Below are 18,303 nucleotides of genomic sequence, written 5' to 3' on the forward strand. Positions count from 1 at the left end.
AATAAAGGGCGGTAATGTAAAATGGAGGGGCCATGTGGCGAGTTATCTATACAGTGCTACTTATTTTCTACGTGGCGACATTTAGTTCATATTCACAGAAGCTTGAAAAGCTTCAGCCGGATTTTCACAAGGAAGAAATCGAGCAGTTAAACATCGAGTTGGATTCACTTAAATCGGAGATTGCCAAACATACGAATCAAATTAACAGTCTTTCAGATTCAATAAAATCAATTAACCGAATTGAAGATCCCGTTAATATAACCACTTTGGTAGTGACTATATTTTCCGGATTACTGGGCGCAGCGGCAATCATTATGGCTTTTCTTACATTCCAATCAAAAAGCCACCTTAATGATTCCATTAAAGCGGCGGGTGAAGCAAATCATGCGGCCCGGGATGCCAAAGCCGCTATCGGGGCAGCAAAAGAGGCAAAAGAAGAGGTTAATAAGATCAGAAGCAATTTCCAAGAAATATCAGAGAATACTAGTAATACACTGGCGGAGTTAAAAGCAGATTTACAGCGCAATTTTACTGAAAACAGAAAATATGCTGAATATTTCCTGGTGTTTTTTAATAATGCCATGCCTCCGTATAAACGCTTGGATCAAAAACTGGTAAAACATGTCTTAGATCTGGCCAGTTTTAATCAAGATGAACGATTCCGTGCCATCAGCCAATTAAAGGAAATGGCAGAAAACGATGACAGATCGGTTGTGGATGCCATCCTTTACCTTGAATGGGTTATAAAACACCGGTCAACTTCCAAAGATGATGCTGAAGATGCCATTAAGACGATAAGAGGGAAGTTTCCGCCAGCGCCAGATCAGTAAGAATCCGGGAATGATACACTCCATCTCGGGAATTGAAACAGGCAATTCCAGGCCAATGGGGATTTGCCAAATCCGTAATGGATGAATTAAGACTCCCTATCCAACCCTGCAATACATTCCGGGCCAAAACATGGTTTAAAAGATTTTCAATGACGGTCTGAAAGGAACTTCGACGGTCTTTCTCTTCAAGACGCCTTTTATAAATGGACATCATATAAAGGGGAAAGCCGATATTGTGATAATAGTGACTCCCCGCTCTAAGAAATTTCCCATAATTTTCGGCCAGGTAATTTATGAGTCGGCAGTCGGAATGCCCGATAATCTCGAAAAATAATCCAATGTTGATATTAACTATGAAATCAATATTGTTTTTGGGCTTGTCAATCCAGGTATAAAAGGCACCGGTTTTTCTGTCGCGATGGCACTCCATGATTTCCACTATTCCCGGTATCATAGAGGCATTGTCATCGGGATTAAATTCATGAATAATACCATGCACACAGGCAATTGTATCCAGATCAAAACGGTGATTATTTGGATCAAGAAAACCTATTAGCCCCAAGTCATCCATGGTCGCCTTAAGATAATTTCCGACCGCATACAAAATTGAATTTTTCATTGGATGAGATCGAAAACCGTAAAGGATCCTGGCCGCCAGGGCAGTCACGAAAGGTGAAGATTGCACTATCCTATCGCCGGTACCATGAAGTACCTTGATGCAGTTATTTTTGTAGAATGATTCGGTACTCAGATTATAAATATATGAATCAAAATCAAAGGGCAATTTGGGGGAAATCTGATTTTTGGTTATCTGTGTCATCTGATTATCCATCCAATGATCTATATTTTGACATCGGTATAAAGAAGCGGAAACTTGAGCGGACAAATTTACAGAAACAAAAGAGAAAGAAGCCTGCGGACTTCAAGTCCTTACTGTTTATTGCCTTACGTCTCCCACCGGAATCGCTTCAGGTCGATTGAATTGTCAAGGCGGAATTCGATCCCCTCTTTTTCCAGCATCGATTTCTGAAGTTCATAACCATAGCCCGGAGGCAGAGAGATTTTACCCCGGCTGTTGATTACCCGATACCAGGGGAGTTTTTCTTTTTCCGACATAGAGTGCAATATCCTGACCACCTGGCGGGCGGCCCGGGGATTACCCGCCAGAAGGGCGATCTGGCCATAAGTGGCTACCTTGCCCTTCGGAATTGATTTAATCACCTTCACCACGCTTTTTGTAAACAATTCAACCATCTTCAGGATAATCCTTAATATTATGGCCAAATCTCTGTTTATAATATCCATCAGCCCTTTTAAAAAATATCCATTTATCAACGAATTTGGAAATAAAAAGTGATCCGACAGGCAAACGGGAAATTCACTTGTGCGATAGGTCTCAGGGAGTTAATTTCTTACTTGCCAAATCTGAAGTAAATCTGATGTTTAAGGAGGCATATCCATGCTTGATCCGCGAAACGACAAACTGGCTGATATTCTGGTCAATTATTCCTGCTCCGTAAAAAAGGGTGACCTGGTGTATCTTTCCATGAGAGGAATTCCATCCCTGGAACTGGGAAAAGCCATCATACGAAAAGTAACCGAAGCTGGAGGAGTGCCTTATTGGCATTATAATGATGAATCGATCCTCCGACAGTTTCTTCTGAGGAATAATGTCGAGCAGTTGAAAAAATATGCCGCTATTCATCTGCCGCTGGTTAAGAAAACCGATTGCTATATAAGTATCGCCGGTTCGGGTAATCCCTTTGATCTCAATGACATTCCTTCCGATAAGATGAAGCTGTATAAGCAGTTGTTTTATAAACCGGTGCTGGCCGACCAGATAATTAAAAAAGCCCGATGGGTGGCGATGAGGTTTCCGAATGACGCCATGGCTCAGCTGGCCCAACAGCCGCAGGAAGTTTTCGAAAAATTCTATTATGATGTCTGCTGTATAGACTACAGAAAAATGTCAAAGGCAATGGATCCGCTGGTACGCTTGCTTCGGAAAACCGACCGGGTTCATATCAAGGGACCCGGAACCGATCTGGCTTTTTCCATTAAAGATATTGAGGTGGTCAAGTGCGACGGACATCGTAATATTCCCGACGGCGAAGTCTACACCGCCCCGGTCAGAAATTCCGTCAACGGGACGATTTCTTATAACACACCTTCCCTGTATGAGGGAACGATTTATGAAAATATCCGATTTGAGTTCAAGAACGGCAAGATTATCCGGGCTGACTGCTCCGGAGATAAGGCCAAACTGAACCGCATTCTTGACACCGATCCCGGGGCGCGCTATATCGGCGAGTTTGCCCTGGGAGTAAATCCGATGATCAAGGAACCGATGAAAGATACTCTGTTTGATGAGAAAATAGATGGTTCTTTCCATTTCACCCCCGGACGGTGCTACGATATGGCGCCCAACGGCAACAAATCAGCCATTCATTGGGATCTGGTTGTCATTCAAAGAAAAGAATACGGCGGCGGAGAAATCCGGTTTGACAACCGCCTGATTCGAAAAGACGGGCAATTCGTAATTCCGGAATTAAAAGGCAAATTTACCCGCCGGGCACTTGGAGGCTGATATATGGCCTAACGAGACACGGCCGGACGGATTTTGCTGTTGCATTTTCAGACGTAATTGCCTATTTTCATTGGAAACCGGGTATTTAAAAATATAACTATTGTACCCGTTGTTCCTCAGGAGTCTAATATTGTAGCCAGATTTATTATGGAGGGGGTTATTCTCCCGATGTTCCTTGCTTTGGTGCCATTTTGATGGATAACCTCACAAAATACAGGAAAATAATTGAAAGCGCGGCTGAGTCTATTTTCATTTTAAACCGTGATGGGTTTATAGAAATTATCAACCCTGCCGCGGCCAGCAGATTCGGTGGTTTACCCGGGGAGTTTGCAGACCGGAAACTGACAGATGTCCTTCCTGGCAAAAACACGGATGAATTTCTTCTTCAGGTGGCTAAGGTATTCACGACGGGTAAAGACCAATTGGTAAGTGCCATTCCGGATTGTTTCAGACCGGGAGGCGACTATGAAACCAGCCTGGAACCGATTCGAAATACAGATGGCAGTATTACATCGGTGCTTTGCATATTACGAGTTATAAGTAACAGCATAAAACCAGAAAGCGATCTCGACAGCGACAAGGATTTCGTTCGAACTCTTCTGGATACGGCAAACAGTCTGATTGTTTGTCTCGACGAAGCGGCGAAGATAAAGGTTTTTAATCGGGAATGTGAGCGGATAACCGGATATAAAAGTGAAGAAGTCATAGGATTAAGCTGGCCCAATAATTTTCTCCCTCCCTCTCATCGTCATCAGCATCTGAAAGATTTCAAATCCTGGATTAAAGCTCATCCACGGGATGTGTACGATGGACCGCTGGTAACCAAATCGGGCGAGATTAGGACTATCCTCTGGTCGAATTCATGCCTGATATCACCAAAAACAGATGAATTGACAGCCATAGCCGTCGGTCATGATATTACCGACCGGATCAGAATCGAACAGGCTCTGCGTGAAAGCGAAGCGCGTTTCACCGAAGCGCTGGAATATTCTCGCGATATTATGTACCGTCTGAATCTCGACACTATGGAATACGATTATATCAGTGCTTCGGCCCGTGTGATTACCGGCTATACATCCGAAGAAATCACTCGTTTCGGACCTGAGGGGATGCGTCGGCTGACCCATCCCGCAGACCTGGAACGCCTCAAAGACCATCGCCGTCAATTGATTACATCATCTCCTGAAAGCGAATCATCTTCAACAACGGAATATCGGATAAAATGCCATGACGGCAAATATCGCTGGCTCAGCGACAGTCATGCGCTGGTTCGCGACAGTGATAATAAACCCCGTTTTATAATAGGTAATGTTCGCGATATTACCGATCAGAAATTAATCGAGGAGGCTTTGCATAAAGATCAAGAGGAACTTGAAAAACGGGTAGAGTATCGAACGGCTGAGCTTAAAACGGCCAATCTGCAATTAAAGGAAGAAATCGACAATCGAAAAACGATCGAGATGGCCCTGAGAGAAAGTGAAAAACGGTATGAACTGGCGACAAATGCCGGTCACGTCGGTGTCTGGGACTGGAATCTGGAAACGAATGAAATCTATATCGATCCGAAATTGAAGGCCATGCTGGGATATGCGGATTATGAAATCAAGAATCATCTTGATGATTGGGTGAAATATGTCCATCCGGAAGATATAGAAAAGGTTGGTTCGGAGACCGAGAGGCATTTAAGTGGTGAAACTCCCCAGTTTGAAATAGTGTACCGAATGTTTCACCGGGATGGCAGTACTCGCTGGATTCTGGCCCGGGCTACCGCTGTAAGTGACAGAGAGGGAAAGGCTGTCAGGATTGTCGGAACCGATACCGATATAACCGACAGACGCCTGGCTGAAATTGAACTCCTGGAGACTCGCCAGCGTCTGAGCCATTTGCTCTCATCGAGTCCGGCTGTTATCTACAGTTGCGGCGCGGCTCCCGATTTCCCGACTACCTTTATCAGCGATAATATTTTCGAGAGTCTGGGATACAATCCCATTGAATTCTACGATGATCCCTTTTTCTGGAGCAAACAAATTCACCCCGATGATTACCAGCGTATCATGGATACGCTTAAATCCATAACAGCAGACGGGGCATTCTCCTACGAATATCGTTTCCGGCGCAAAGACGGTCAGTATGTCTGGTTATTTGACGAACTGTCGGCAATGGCCGATGATGATGGTCATATCAGTGGATTGATTGGAAGCTGGTTCGATATATCCGCCAGAAAGAATGCCGAGAGAATGCTTCAGAAAACGGCAGATGAACTACGTCTGGAAAGAGAGATATTGGCCGAGAAAAATATCGCCCTAAAACAGATTCTGGATCATATCGAAACCCGACGGGAGGAATACAAACAGGCGATTTGTCGGGAAATCGAATACGCAATTCGACCCTTTATGAGAAACCTGAAAAGGCTGTCAGCCGGGATGGATCGGCGCGAGATTGAAGGGCTTGAAACCAAAATCCAGGGGATTTTAAATAAGGATATTGACGTTTTCCGAGATCGTTTTTCACGATTATCTCCACGCGAAATGGAAATCTGTCAACTTATTCGTAACGGCATGTCTTCCAAGCAAATATCCGACCATCTCAATCTTGCGGTAGTCACCATCCATAAACATCGCGAACAAATCCGCAAAAAACTGGGGATAACAGGAAAAGACATAAATTTAATCTCTTTTCTTCAAAACCGCTGGCCAGATAGACATACGCAATAAATACGCAATTATCTCGCGTTGACATTTTATTGGATTATCCCTTTTATGAGTTTTAGGAAAAAACAAGGGCACTTGTTTTTTCTGTGGAGGTTAATGACTCCTAAGAAAGAAGTATGGCAGTAAGTCCATGGCTGTGAGATGGGAGCACATCTCACACCATGGACTTACACACTCTGGCGTGAGTTTTATTGATGTCCGATATAGAAAAGAGAAAAAGCGCATGTACCTGATTGAATTCCCCCCTTCAAGAGAAATGCCTGAGGAGCAATCTTGCCTCTTTTAGTCACTTTCCGCTTCAGGTACATGTGCTCTTAAATTCCGCCGATCATAATCCGGCATTAATCGCGGGCAATTCAATTGAAATCATTCATCTCAGCGGGATTATTCACTTGACAAATCCCCTTTATGGGCTATTTTTTAATTAAGATTATATTATCTTTATACTTATTAGAAATAATACTACCCTTTGGGCAATAACATAAGTCCTGAACCACTCGTGGCATTATTTTATAGGCGGTTATAATTATGTTTCATCGAGTTATATAATATCGGGAGGCAAAATCGACCTATCATAAAAACGACAATAAAATATGGCAAATCCTCAATTTTCCGCCATAAAGGAGATTTTCAATGTGTAAGGAGTTAATGATTTTAATCATGGTATTGGTGCTCTTTGCCATGATTATTGGACCGGCTGTCAAAGCTGATACAATCTTAAAACATGGCCTAAACCCGATTCAGAAAATTAACCCGCAGGCTCCCAAATATCCCGATTTGAGTGCCGTTGAGCATAATCAACCGGCTTTCCAGAAACCGGCCTCGGGAATAAAGGAAATCGAAACGCCTCAGTCTCTAACTCCACCCCAATATTTCTGCGATTTTATTGATTATTCTGGCGGGGCCGCAGCCTACTACTGGCTGGTTCCGGACAATTACAATGACATTGAAATGGGCATGCGGTTTGACTCGGAAGTCAACTATAACTGCACCCTGCTCACAGCCTGGGTGGGAATATACGGTTCCTATATGTCGCAGGTTCCGGGGACACCGGATATGAGAGTCACGGTTTATGCCGATGACGGTTTCGGATTGCCGGGAACTGCCCTGGGATCGGTTGTGGTTCCATATGAAAATCTTCCAACTTCCGGCCTGGCCTATGTGGCCGCCGATTTGACTTCTCTGGGACCCTTGGTATTTACCGACGGGGAATCATATCATATCGGGGTTTCTGTGGATAATTTTGTCGATGGCGACACCCTTGCTATCTTATCCGACGATGGCACCGCCGGAGATAATCGCAGTTGGGAGAACTGGAATGGAATATACGGCTTCATGAGTGATGATTGGAGTATTGATATCAATTTCTGTATTGGAGTCGATTTCTGCTGTAATTTGATTCCATACAATAATTGCTACACCATGGACTGGTCCGGACCGGCCTATTATTACTGGAACCAGCCTGATGCCTATGACGATGACTATTTCAACATGAGATTCAATTCCTATTATGATGCTGATACGCTTAAAGAAGTGGGTATCGCCCTTTACGGACCGGCCACCGTTGGGACGCCGGATTTGGATATTTATGTCTGGGGCGACGACGGTTCGGGGTTCCCTGATTTATCCAATGAAATTGTCAAAGTCACTATTCCGTTTGAAAATCTGGTTTTCTACCCGGAATATAATATCGTTGATCTTTCGGCATTGAATTTAATCATGTATGATGATTTCTTTGTCGGCTGGTCAACCAACGAAATCAGTGATCCGACGGGAGTATTGGCGGGTTTGTCCGATGATGGCAGTTACGGTTTTAATCGCAGTTCCGAATATTCCGATGGATCCTGGGGAAGTATGCTCGATGACTGGGGGGTTGATGTCAATTTCCTGATGTATGCCTATGTTTGCAATGATCCCCAGTCGGAGTGTATTACCGTTGCCGATGCCTGCAATCTGAGTTATTTCTGGCGACTCCCTGATGCTTACGGCGATGTCGGCGAATATCAGAAAGTCTCCCCATCATTCTCCGGCGATTGCCGTCTGGAGAAATGCCGGGTGGCTTTCTACTGGCCTTCAAGTGAATCCACCCTGCCGTTATATACATATAATACCGCGGTTCAGATATGGGACAGCGATGGTCCCGATGGTCTACCGGGCGCCAAACTGACCGAAGTTATTTTAACTCCGGCCGATTATATACTTTATCCCGGGATGGTGGAAATCAATCTGACAGATATTCCTGGTTTTTATAATCATTTCGATCATGCTCTCTGGATCGGGGTGGAATCATTTGCACCTTCACCTGATGCCGGAATAAGATCACTATCGGATGATGGAAGTTGTGGCGATTATAATTCATGTGAGGCCTGGTACAATGGCGGCACACTGATTTTCGGCTATATGGCTGACGATTGGTCGGTGGATGTCAACTTCATTATTGAAACCGACATTTGCTGTGAACCGCTTCCGCCCACTCCGTGCTGGCCGGGCGAAGACTGGCCGACCATGGGTCAGAGTTTTGCCAGAACCAATCGTTCTCTCAGTCAGATAGCCTATGATTTGCAGGGCAATATGACCAAAGCATGGGAATATGCGGCGGGTCAGGTGAGCAACCTGAATAGCCCCGTGGTTTACATCGATACAATCGTGAATTATTTCTTGAATCAGCTGGTTGCGATTGACCTTAATGATGGCTCCGAAATCTGGAAGCGGTTAGCTGACGGTTTTGAGATCGGAGGCGGTTGTTACGCCACGCCGACCATATATAACTTCGCCGCGTACGGTGAGGATGTCACTCTTATTTTCACTCCGGGCGGTGACGCCAAATCATTCAGTGCCATCAACCTGACCGATGGGACCACCCGTTGGACAAGAAACTACCTGGCTCACAGTCACCATTTTATGACTTGGGGAGTTTCGGTAATTGTTGATATCGAAGGGGTTCCTTATGTCATCTATAACGATGATAACGGCGACATCTACTGTGTCGAAGCATTGACAGGTAATATTTTCTCCGGCTGGGTTGCCAGCGGGGCCGGAAATCCGGTCAATCTCGGAGGGGCTATTTTCAAAGGGTTGGCCACCGATGGTTACCAGATTTACATCGGTACGGATGATGATGTTTCCAACGGAGATATTTATTGCCTTGATGCCGCCACCGGAATTCTGGTCTGGCAGTTCGCCGATCATCAGCTTTGCAATCTCGATCCCGATAATTGCGGAACCGAGGCTTTCACAGGTGGAATCGCCCATAATTATTATTACTTATATACGGCCTCATCTTATGATCAGTACACCACCTATCCTCCGTATCGATCCGGTGGTATAATGTACTGTATTGACATGAGTACCGGCAATCTGGGTTGGGCCCAGCGATGCAATGCCCAGGATTATAATGGGCCGGCTCTCACGACCAGCCGGGTGATCAATACCGGATGGAATGGCTGGGTCAGCTCCGGTGAATTCCGCGGACCGGTGGCTTTCAATAATGGTACCGGTTCTATTCTCTGGAAAAACACAACGACCAATCCGGGAACGGGTTCACAATGGCTGGCTGACGGTATCGTTGTTTGTGATCCATATCTGCCCGATTGGTATATTGTGGGGAATAACAGCGATTTCCTCGATTTTTATCGAGAAAATGACGGACGGCAGATGTTCCATCGGCGTTTTGCCGGGGGCCACGAATATGCCCACCACTATGCTCCGTCCGCGGCCGACGGACATTTACTTTATGTATACTACAACAAACTGATCTGCATGACCGAACAGACTGCCAGACCACGTCTGGAAATTCCGAAATATACCTATGATGTTCCGGTCGAATTCGGGATGCCTGATGGGTATACCGTTGTCTGGGAGGATGCTATCGGCAATAACGGTAACGCTCCTCTGACGATCAATTCGGTTACTTTCAATGATGACGATAATAATACCACTCCGTCCAAAATTTCCATGAATACTGTCGATCCCGATCGGGTGGAAAATCTTCAGCGTCTGGCGGAAAAATTCTCGTCCGGAGCAACGGAATTCCGAGCCATGTTAACCGGAGATATGGAACGGTTATCCGGGTTGGCGGTCACGCCTCGTTTGAAATCGAACCACGCCGCTTATACTGTACCGGCCTGGGTTTATACCTCGACTATTACTCCCGTTCCGGGAACAATTATTCCGGCCTCGGGGGATTATGAAAATCCGTCGTATATCGATATAACCGTTCAGGTCAATGCGACTCTGATTCCGCGCGGATACCACGCTTTTTATGCCCGGATCGATACCGATGACCCGGATTATTTCCTCGATAGCGCCAGAATCGATGGCGGCGTCTATGCTATTCCGCAGATCAGGCTGGGAATAATCGGCGGATGTCTTTACGATAATGTCGAGCTTTCTTTCGGTGTCGGCGGAACAAACTATACCACGGTCTGGAATTCAACCAAGATCGGCGAGGAAGGAACTACCGAAATCGATGGCGATGATGTTTCGGTATTCCAGGGTGCCTTTGTCTTTGCCGCTCCGCAGAGCGGTACCAGACCGCCCGGAAAATCAACTGTCTTTTCAGCTCGGGTGGCCTTCCACTGCGCCAACTGGCATGGCGACCCCAATGACTGGCAATCCATCCTGGCTGATATTAATTGTTATGATGGCACCTGTTGGCCGGTTCAATTGGCTAATATCTATTTGGGAACTATATCCAACGATTTTGGTGCCAGTTATGAGGACGTTTTTGGTGAGATAGCCTGCTTTGCCTTTGTAGATTCGGTGGCTGATATGTGCGAATATGATACTCTCGGCAACTGCCTCAGCTGGGACTGGCTCTATCAGCTCGATTCCCATAATGGAATCCAGCCGCCACCCTCGGATACCCTGACAATGGGATTCCATGCCTGTGCCACGGTTATTGGTGTTTATGATCAGTCCATGTTGAACAATTTCGTTATTTATCGCTTTGATTTTGACGGTCGTTATAGTCCGTTGAATAATATCTGGATGGGGGCTATCATGGATTATGATATTAATTACCCGTCCGACAGCAAAAATCAGTATGTCGGTTTCGATACCGCTCATTCGCTCGGTTTTGCCTATACTGCCAACCTCAATGATAACGGCTGGGGATTGGTGAAAATTCCGTTTGGCTGTCCCTACCAGGGTATGGTCAACGCCAAAACTCTTTCGGCCGGGCAGTCGGTCTGGAATGATTCCGATGTCTGGCTTGATTCTGTTTACTATTGGATGTCGTCACTGACGGGATTATCTCATCAGAACGGCGCTGATCCATCACAGGGAATGACAGATCCGGATGACCGGGAAGCCTTTTTCACAATTGCTCATCTGGATATGCCAGCGGCCCCCGGAACGGCAACAGTGGGGGTGGCTCTCTTTGGTTTGCCCGAGATAGAGAATGCTTCGGATCCGGCCACCTATTTTGAACTGGCTGATATGGCCAATAAGTGGTGTGGTTTCGGCCGCGGTGATGTCAACAATGACGGTCTAATCGACCTGGTCGATATCGCTTACCTGATTGACTATATTTATTGCGATGGCAACGGCCCCTATCCCTTCCTGCACCTGGGTGATGTCAATGCCGATGGGACGGTTGATGTCATGGATATCAATCGCCTTATTGACTACTACATTTATTTCAGCGATTGCCTTGAAGGTAAATGGGAACTGTAACCGCCATAAAAGAAAAGACTATTCTCACATGAAAAAAGCAGGACCGTAGTAAGCCCTGCTTTTTTTCATCAGGGAATATGTTTTCCGGCCTCATATCCCGACGCCCTTGATCGGAACCTCTATGTGGACTGCAATTTGGGCAAAAAATCCGCCTTCAGTAATTCCTCTTGTTGCCGCACAAATTTTTTATTAATTTCCCGGCCATGTCGAATGTGCATCCTCCCTTCGCCAACTTCGGTGAAATACTGGCCCTTCTGACGGCCATTAGCTGGGCTATGGCTGTCATTATGTTTAAAAAAAGCGGCGAGAATGTTCATCCCCTGGCTCTCAATCTCTTCAAAAATGTCCTTTCCCTGATTCTCCTGTTCCCAACCACATATTTTCTGGGTGAGGCTATCTGGCGCGGGGTTCCGCCCGAAGAATACGGTCTGTTGCTTATCAGCGGTATTCTCGGGATAGGCATCGGCGATACCCTGTTTCTAAAAAGCCTTAACCTTCTCGGCGCGAGCCTTCAGGCTATTATTAATTGCCTTTATGCCCCATCGATAATATTTCTATCCATTCTTTATCTTGGGGAAACCATGACAATTGGTCAGGTTATCGGTTCGGTGATGATTATCTCGGCCGTCCTGGTCATTACCACCAAAAAAGGCAAGGGAAATGTTGGCATGCGAAATCTGATTATCGGTATTGCGCTGGGAATCATCGCCTCGCTGGCATCGGCCTTCAGCATAGTCATGATAAAGACTCTGTTGGAACGTTCACCGCTGGTCTGGGTGACTCAGGTCAGGTTGGCCGGCGGGATTGCCTTCCTGGCGGTAATATTCATTTTTCATCCCCGGAGAAAAAATATTCTATTATCACTTCGCTCGCCCGGGAGCTGGGGATATACACTGTCCGGTTCATTTATGGGGGCCTATCTCTCGATGATTCTCTGGCTGGCCGGGATGAAATATACCAAAGCCTCGATTGCCGCAGTTTTAAACCAGATGTCGAATATTTTTGTTTTTATTTTTGCCGTCTGGTTGCTGAAAGAACCAATCAACCGCCAGCGATTGATTGGTATTATCCTTGGAGCGGGCGGCGCCATCCTGGTAATATTTGGTTGAAAAAAAACAAATCAGAAATCGGATTCTTTTAAATTGAAAAAAATCTCATTTGATCTTAATATCAGGAAATATCTATTATAAAGCGGAGGCTACGGAATGGAAAGATGGCAATGTGAAGCATGTACTTACATATACAATCCCGAGGCCGGTGATCCGGCTCATGGCATCGAACCGGGGACTCCTTTTGAGGACCTTCCCGACGATTGGGTATGCCCGGAGTGCGGAGTGGGCAAGGAATATTTTAAAAAACTCGACGAATAGTCCTGTTGGGGAGTCGGAATAATGATTGAGCTGGATATCCCGGGAGTCGGAGAAATCAGGTTGGCCTATCTTGTGGCCGATTTTTCCGGGACCTTGTCGGTTGATGGCATCATTCCGCCCGAAATTATCGATCGTCTTAATTCTCTGGCGGAAATACTGGAAATTCATATCCTGACCTCTGATACACATGGCAAGGCAAAGACCGCATTACAGAGATTAAATGGGACGATGCAATTACTTTCAGGGGATCGGCATGATATTCAAAAGGAAAAATATACCAGAAAACTGGGTGCCGAAAGGGTGATCGCACTGGGTAACGGTAACAATGATGTCCTTATGTTATCTTCAGCTCGGATCGGAATTGCCGTTTGCCTGAACGAGGGGTGTTCCGGCAAGGCTCTGGCGGCCGCGGATATTCTGGTAACATCAATCGATGATGCCCTTGCTCTCCTGGAACATCCGGCCCGTCTGAAAGCAACTCTCAGGGTATAATTTTCCGCCGAATTTTACTTGTTAAATTTTCAGGCATATCTTATCGGCCTTGATAACTTCTACGTTATCCGGAAAAAGCAGGACTTCTCTTGTCCTGGTACACAAAATAAATCCCTTATAGCAGGTCAGATAGCGGAAATCGCTCTTCATCCATCCGCAACGTGAGACAATAACCAGAGGTTCATCAAGCCGGGCCATCATCTGCCCGAATATTTCCAGGGACACTTCAACAACCGCTCCGGTCACTCTGAGTGCAGAGGCAATGAGGGACCTCTGCGATACGGCACCATCAGCATCATTTTTTTTAGTCATTATAATTTAATAACAGGTTTGTGGGTTCACCAATTTATACCACCAAATCAGAGAAATATTCACAAGGATTCGGAATTTATGAGAATTCAAATGAAAAAAGCCCGCCTGTGCGGGCGGGCTTTATGGATATTTTGCTATTATTCCACCGTGACGCTTTTAGCCAGGTTTCGTGGCTGATCGATATGGCAACCCCTCAAAACGGCAATGTGGTAGGCCAGTAGTTGCAGCGGGATACTGGCCAGAATGGGTGTCAGAAGTGGTTTGGTATGCGGAATATAAATAACATGATTAACCTTATCGGCGATTTCAGTATCGCCTTCACTGGCAATGGCGATTACCTTTCCATATCGAGCGCGGACTTCCTCGATATTCGACAGAACCTTGTCATATACCGAATCCTTCAAAGCAATCACGACTACCGGCATATTTTCATCGATCAGGGCAATCGGCCCGTGTTTCATCTCCGCGGCAGGGTAACCTTCGGCATGGATATATGAAATTTCCTTCAGTTTTAAGGCCCCCTCAAGGGCAGTCGGGAAATTAACCCCACGCCCCAGATAAAGGGCGTTTTCGGTTCGATAATATTCCTCGGCAATTTTCCTGATTTGATCTTCGGTTCCAAGAATGCTCTCCACCTGTTCCGGCAAACGGTTCAGAGCATTCAGATATTCCATTCCTTGTTGAGCAGAAAGTTGTCTCATGCGTCCAAGCAGAATGGCAATCTGGTACAGAACCATTACCTGCGAGGTGAAGGCTTTGGTCGAGGCGACCCCGATTTCCGGTCCGGCATGGATATAAACACCGCCATCGGTTTCGCGGGCTATGGTCGAGCCGACCACATTACAGATACCCAGGACCGTGGCGCCCTTTTTCTTCGCCTCGCGCATGGCCGCCAGAGTATCGGCGGTTTCACCCGACTGGCTGATTACGAACAAAATAGTTTCTTTGCCGATAATCGGGGAACGATAGCGGAATTCCGACGCATACTCGACTTCAACCGGAATTCGGGCCAATTCTTCGATGGCGTACTCGCCGATAAGAGCTGAATGCCATGATGTTCCGCAGGCGGTAATAATTATTCGGCCGATATTGCGCAATTCGTCGTACTGCAGATTGAGACCATTCAGTCTTGGTATGCCTTCCTCTAAATTAAGACGACCCCGAATGGCATTCCGCAGTGTCATCGGCTGTTCATGAATCTCTTTCTGCATAAAATGCTTGTAACCGCCCTTTTCGATTTCATCGAGAGTCCATGATATTTCTTCGATATGCGGCGCCCGGAGAAGTTGCTGGGAGACATTGGTGATTTCGTAGCTGTTGGCCGTGACAGTCGCAATTTCGCCTTCTTCGAGATAAATAGCGCGATTGGTATAGGCCAGAATGGCGCTCATATCTGAGGCCACGAAATTTTCTCCGTCACCATGTCCGACCACCAGCGGCGAACCCTGGCGGGCCGCGACAATCTTTCCGGGTTCATGGGAAGCGATAACAGTGATACCATAGGTTCCTTCGACCTGCGTCAGGGCGATTCGGACTGCCTCAGTAAGATCACCTTCGTAATATTCTTCAATAAGCTGGACCAGTATTTCGGTATCGGTTTGTGTCCGGAAAACATGGCCGCGGGATTCCAGGAAGGATTTCAAGGCCCGGTAATTTTCGATAATACCGTTATGAACCAGGGCGATTTCATCCTTGCTGTCAAGATGTGGATGAGCATTTACCACCGTCGGTTCGCCATGGGTGGCCCAGCGCGTATGCGCGATACCCATGCTTGATGAATATTCCTTATTGCGAATCTGCTCCTCAAGGGAGGCAATTTTACCGACGCATTTTTCCAGAACCAAACCGCTATCGGTGGATAAAACGAATCCGGCCGAATCATACCCGCGGTACTCCAGCCGTTTAAGCCCCTGAATCAACACCGGAAGAGCCTGCCGAAAACCAACATATCCGACAATGCCACACATAATATAATCCTATTTTAAAAACTTCATAACTTCGGTCTTTATCATAGCCGTCAGCTTCTTCTCGTCGGTTTCGACTATAAGACGATAGATCGGTTCCGTATTGGATTTCCTTACCTGAAACCAGCCCCTGGAGAAATCGAATCGGAGACCATCGCGGCGGTCAATCCTCAATTTGTCAAAACCTGCTCGGGCCGCCTTTTCCATTCTGGCCACTTTAGCCTCATATCCGGAGGGCAGCGGCGCTTTCAACTTTATATTATGGTATATCGGCAAAGTTCCCGCCAACCGTGATAAGGTCATTTTGGATTCCGCCAGACTGGAGGCAATAATTGCCGCCCCGATAAGGGAATCGCGGCCATAATGAAAGGCCGGCAAAATCACGCCCCCATTACCTTCCCCGCCGATTACCGCCCGATGTTTCCTCAAACCGGCAATAACATTGGCCTCGCCAACCGGGGTATATATGGTCCGGGCTCCCATAGCTGTTGCCACCTCCTCGGTCACCCGCGAAGTCGAGAGATTTATCACCACCCTGCCCTTTTTACGGCCAAGAATATATTTCACCGCCAGAGCCAGAGTCAATTCCTCGCCGATCGGGCAACCCTGTTCATTTACAAGGGCCAGTCGGTCGGCATCGGGATCACATGCCATTCCCAGATCGGCCCGGAATTTTTTCACGGCTTCCGAGAGCATGGCCAGATTGGCCGGAACCGGTTCCGGCGTATGGACAAAATCACCATTGTTCTCGCAGTTTAATCGGACAACCTCGATCCCGAGTCTCTCCAGAAGAAAGGGCAAGGCAATCGATCCGGCTCCATTGACAGCATCGACGACTACCCTCAGTTTCGCCTTTTTTATCTTCCCGACATTTATCTCTTTCAGCCTGACTATTCTCTCAATATGGCGATCAATCCAGGTGGCATCGGCCTTAAGAGATCCCAATCGGCGGTAATCTTTGAAGGCAAAATGGTGATTATTGTAAATACTCCTGATTTTATGCAGATCTTTCCTGTTGATAAATTCACCGCGGTAATTGAAAAACTTGAGTGCATTCCATTCGGCCGGATTATGACTGGCGGTGATACATATCCCCCCCGCCGCTTTTAATTCCGGTACGGCGATTTCCACGGTCGGTGTCGGGACTATACCAATATCGACAACATCGATTCCGACCCCGCGAAGGGCACCAATAGCGGTCATTTTTATTAACTGGCCACTGGGACGGGTATCCCGTCCAATAACCACCCTCCCTTTTTTAAGCATGGTGCCGAAAGCGGCGGTATAACCCGCAATCATAAGCGGATCCAGTCCGAATCCAACCACTCCCCTGATGCCTGAGGTCGAAATCATCAATTTATTTTTCACAAGATCCCCCGATAGCTTTCATATTATGGTTAATGGTCCCCATTTAAAATTTTCACAATATCATTTGTCGGTGGACAAATAAAACTCGCCAGCAAATATATGGTTGACTTTATCGGCGCGAAACAACTAATTTATAAAAAACTCCTCCTTACTGGATTAAAAGAATGCCCTTCTATAAGTATCAGAATTACGATCTACACTTCCAAAATAATGGCTCTGGAGAGATAGCCCTCTTATTCGTCCACGGTCTTGGGGGCGACGGTGGTAGCTGGAAATTCCAGGTCGAGTATTTTAAAGACAGATTCAGAGTCATAACGGTTGATCTCTTCGGGCATGGACGGAGTTCCAAGGAAATCGACCCGGTGGAGGCTCCGCGTCTTGATGCCGAAGCTCTGGTGGCGCTGATGCTGAATGAGATCAAGCAACCGTATATTGTCATCGGACACAGCTTTGCCAGCGCCATACTCCCGGAAATGATCAAGCTCGGCGATTCTTTTATGAAAGGGGTTGTTTTCGCTGATTGTGTTTATCAGGGTTTCGAGATCGTAATCGGACAACGGATGAGTTTTGCATCTTCAATGCTGGCTTTTTCCGATGAGCAATTACCCGAGGAAACCCGTAAATGGTATTTAAATCTGCTGGCCGCCGACGCGAATCCTGATGAACTGGAGTTGATTTTATCTTCATTGAAGAATTGCGATTACCGCTGGTTGTTCCAATCAGTGGCCGGAACCCGAGAATATAATGAAAAATACCCGCCCGGAGAAACTCCAATGAGGGATAATGTGCAAATTTTCATCATGGAGGCCGACCAGGGAGTCGGTAATGACTTTAAGAAATCCTGGGTAAATCATTTTAAAAACGCCCGTTATTACCTGTTTGAAAACAGCTGGCATTTCTTTTTCATTACCAAACATAGTAAATTCAACAGCCTGATTGATGATTTTATCGAGGAATGCCTTTGATATAAATTGCTTTCCGGGTATCATATAT

At 46.3% G+C, this 18,303-nt stretch carries 13 protein-coding genes; 8 read left to right on the forward strand and 5 right to left on the reverse strand.

Going from position 1 to position 18,303, the window contains the following annotated elements:
- The first annotated feature begins 32 nt into the window (after nt 1-32).
- Nucleotides 33-830 carry a hypothetical protein gene (locus JXQ28_12970; protein ID MBN2278645.1) on the forward strand — a complete coding sequence of 266 codons (798 nt, stop codon included), beginning with the start codon at nt 33-35 and terminating at the stop codon, nt 828-830.
- Here the strand turns inward: JXQ28_12970 and JXQ28_12975 are convergent.
- Both JXQ28_12975 and JXQ28_12980 read right to left on the reverse strand, forming a co-directional pair.
- A complete protein-coding gene (locus JXQ28_12975) occupies nt 787-1,650 on the reverse strand; it encodes a hypothetical protein (protein MBN2278646.1) in 864 nt (287 codons plus the stop codon). The genes JXQ28_12970 and JXQ28_12975 overlap by 44 nt on opposite strands.
- Nucleotides 1,651-1,775: 125 nt before the next feature.
- Nucleotides 1,776-2,084: an MGMT family protein gene (locus JXQ28_12980; GenBank protein MBN2278647.1), complete on the reverse strand. Its 309-nt coding sequence runs from the start codon at nt 2,082-2,084 to the stop codon at nt 1,776-1,778.
- 205 nt (nt 2,085-2,289) lie between these two features.
- Here JXQ28_12980 and JXQ28_12985 point away from each other — a divergent pair, with 205 nt between their 5' ends.
- From JXQ28_12985 to JXQ28_13010, 6 genes are all read left to right on the forward strand, one after another.
- Complete coding sequence (locus tag JXQ28_12985) at nt 2,290-3,417, forward strand: aminopeptidase (GenBank protein ID MBN2278648.1); 1,128 nt, start codon at nt 2,290-2,292, stop codon at nt 3,415-3,417.
- 194 nt (nt 3,418-3,611) lie between these two features.
- Nucleotides 3,612-6,131, forward strand: a complete 2,520-nt coding sequence (locus JXQ28_12990; GenBank protein MBN2278649.1) for a PAS domain S-box protein — start codon at nt 3,612-3,614, stop codon at nt 6,129-6,131.
- A 630-nt stretch (nt 6,132-6,761) separates the two neighbouring features.
- Entirely contained in the window at nt 6,762-11,804 is a 5,043-nt protein-coding gene (locus tag JXQ28_12995; GenBank protein MBN2278650.1) for a PQQ-binding-like beta-propeller repeat protein, read from the forward strand.
- A 170-nt stretch (nt 11,805-11,974) separates the two neighbouring features.
- Entirely contained in the window at nt 11,975-12,913 is a 939-nt protein-coding gene (locus JXQ28_13000) for a DMT family transporter (GenBank protein ID MBN2278651.1), read from the forward strand.
- Between the two features lie 96 nt (nt 12,914-13,009).
- Nucleotides 13,010-13,174 (forward strand): rubredoxin, encoded by a 165-nt coding sequence (locus JXQ28_13005; GenBank protein ID MBN2278652.1) that lies wholly within the window; start codon nt 13,010-13,012, stop codon nt 13,172-13,174.
- 21 nt (nt 13,175-13,195) lie between these two features.
- Entirely contained in the window at nt 13,196-13,666 is a 471-nt protein-coding gene (locus JXQ28_13010) for an ATPase P (protein ID MBN2278653.1), read from the forward strand.
- Between the two features lie 21 nt (nt 13,667-13,687).
- Here the strand turns inward: JXQ28_13010 and JXQ28_13015 are convergent, their stop codons facing one another.
- The 3 genes from JXQ28_13015 to glmM all read right to left on the reverse strand — a co-directional run bounded on the left by JXQ28_13015 (nt 13,688) and on the right by glmM (nt 17,310).
- A complete protein-coding gene (locus tag JXQ28_13015; GenBank protein MBN2278654.1) occupies nt 13,688-13,978 on the reverse strand; it encodes a hypothetical protein in 291 nt (96 codons plus the stop codon).
- Between the two features lie 137 nt (nt 13,979-14,115).
- Complete coding sequence (gene glmS / locus JXQ28_13020; protein ID MBN2278655.1) at nt 14,116-15,945, reverse strand: glutamine--fructose-6-phosphate transaminase (isomerizing); 1,830 nt, start codon at nt 15,943-15,945, stop codon at nt 14,116-14,118.
- A 9-nt stretch (nt 15,946-15,954) separates the two neighbouring features.
- On the reverse strand, nt 15,955-17,310 hold the full coding sequence (gene glmM, locus JXQ28_13025) for a phosphoglucosamine mutase (GenBank protein MBN2278656.1): 1,356 nt from the start codon (nt 17,308-17,310) through the stop codon (nt 15,955-15,957).
- 164 nt (nt 17,311-17,474) lie between these two features.
- On the opposite strand from glmM, the gene JXQ28_13030 reads away from it, so the two are divergent.
- A complete protein-coding gene (locus JXQ28_13030; GenBank protein ID MBN2278657.1) occupies nt 17,475-18,275 on the forward strand; it encodes an alpha/beta fold hydrolase in 801 nt (266 codons plus the stop codon).
- Nucleotides 18,276-18,303 lie beyond the last annotated feature (28 nt).

This window comes from Candidatus Zixiibacteriota bacterium (assembly GCA_016933955.1).
In the GTDB taxonomy this organism is placed as follows: Bacteria; Zixibacteria; MSB-5A5; order GN15; family PGXB01; genus JAFGTT01.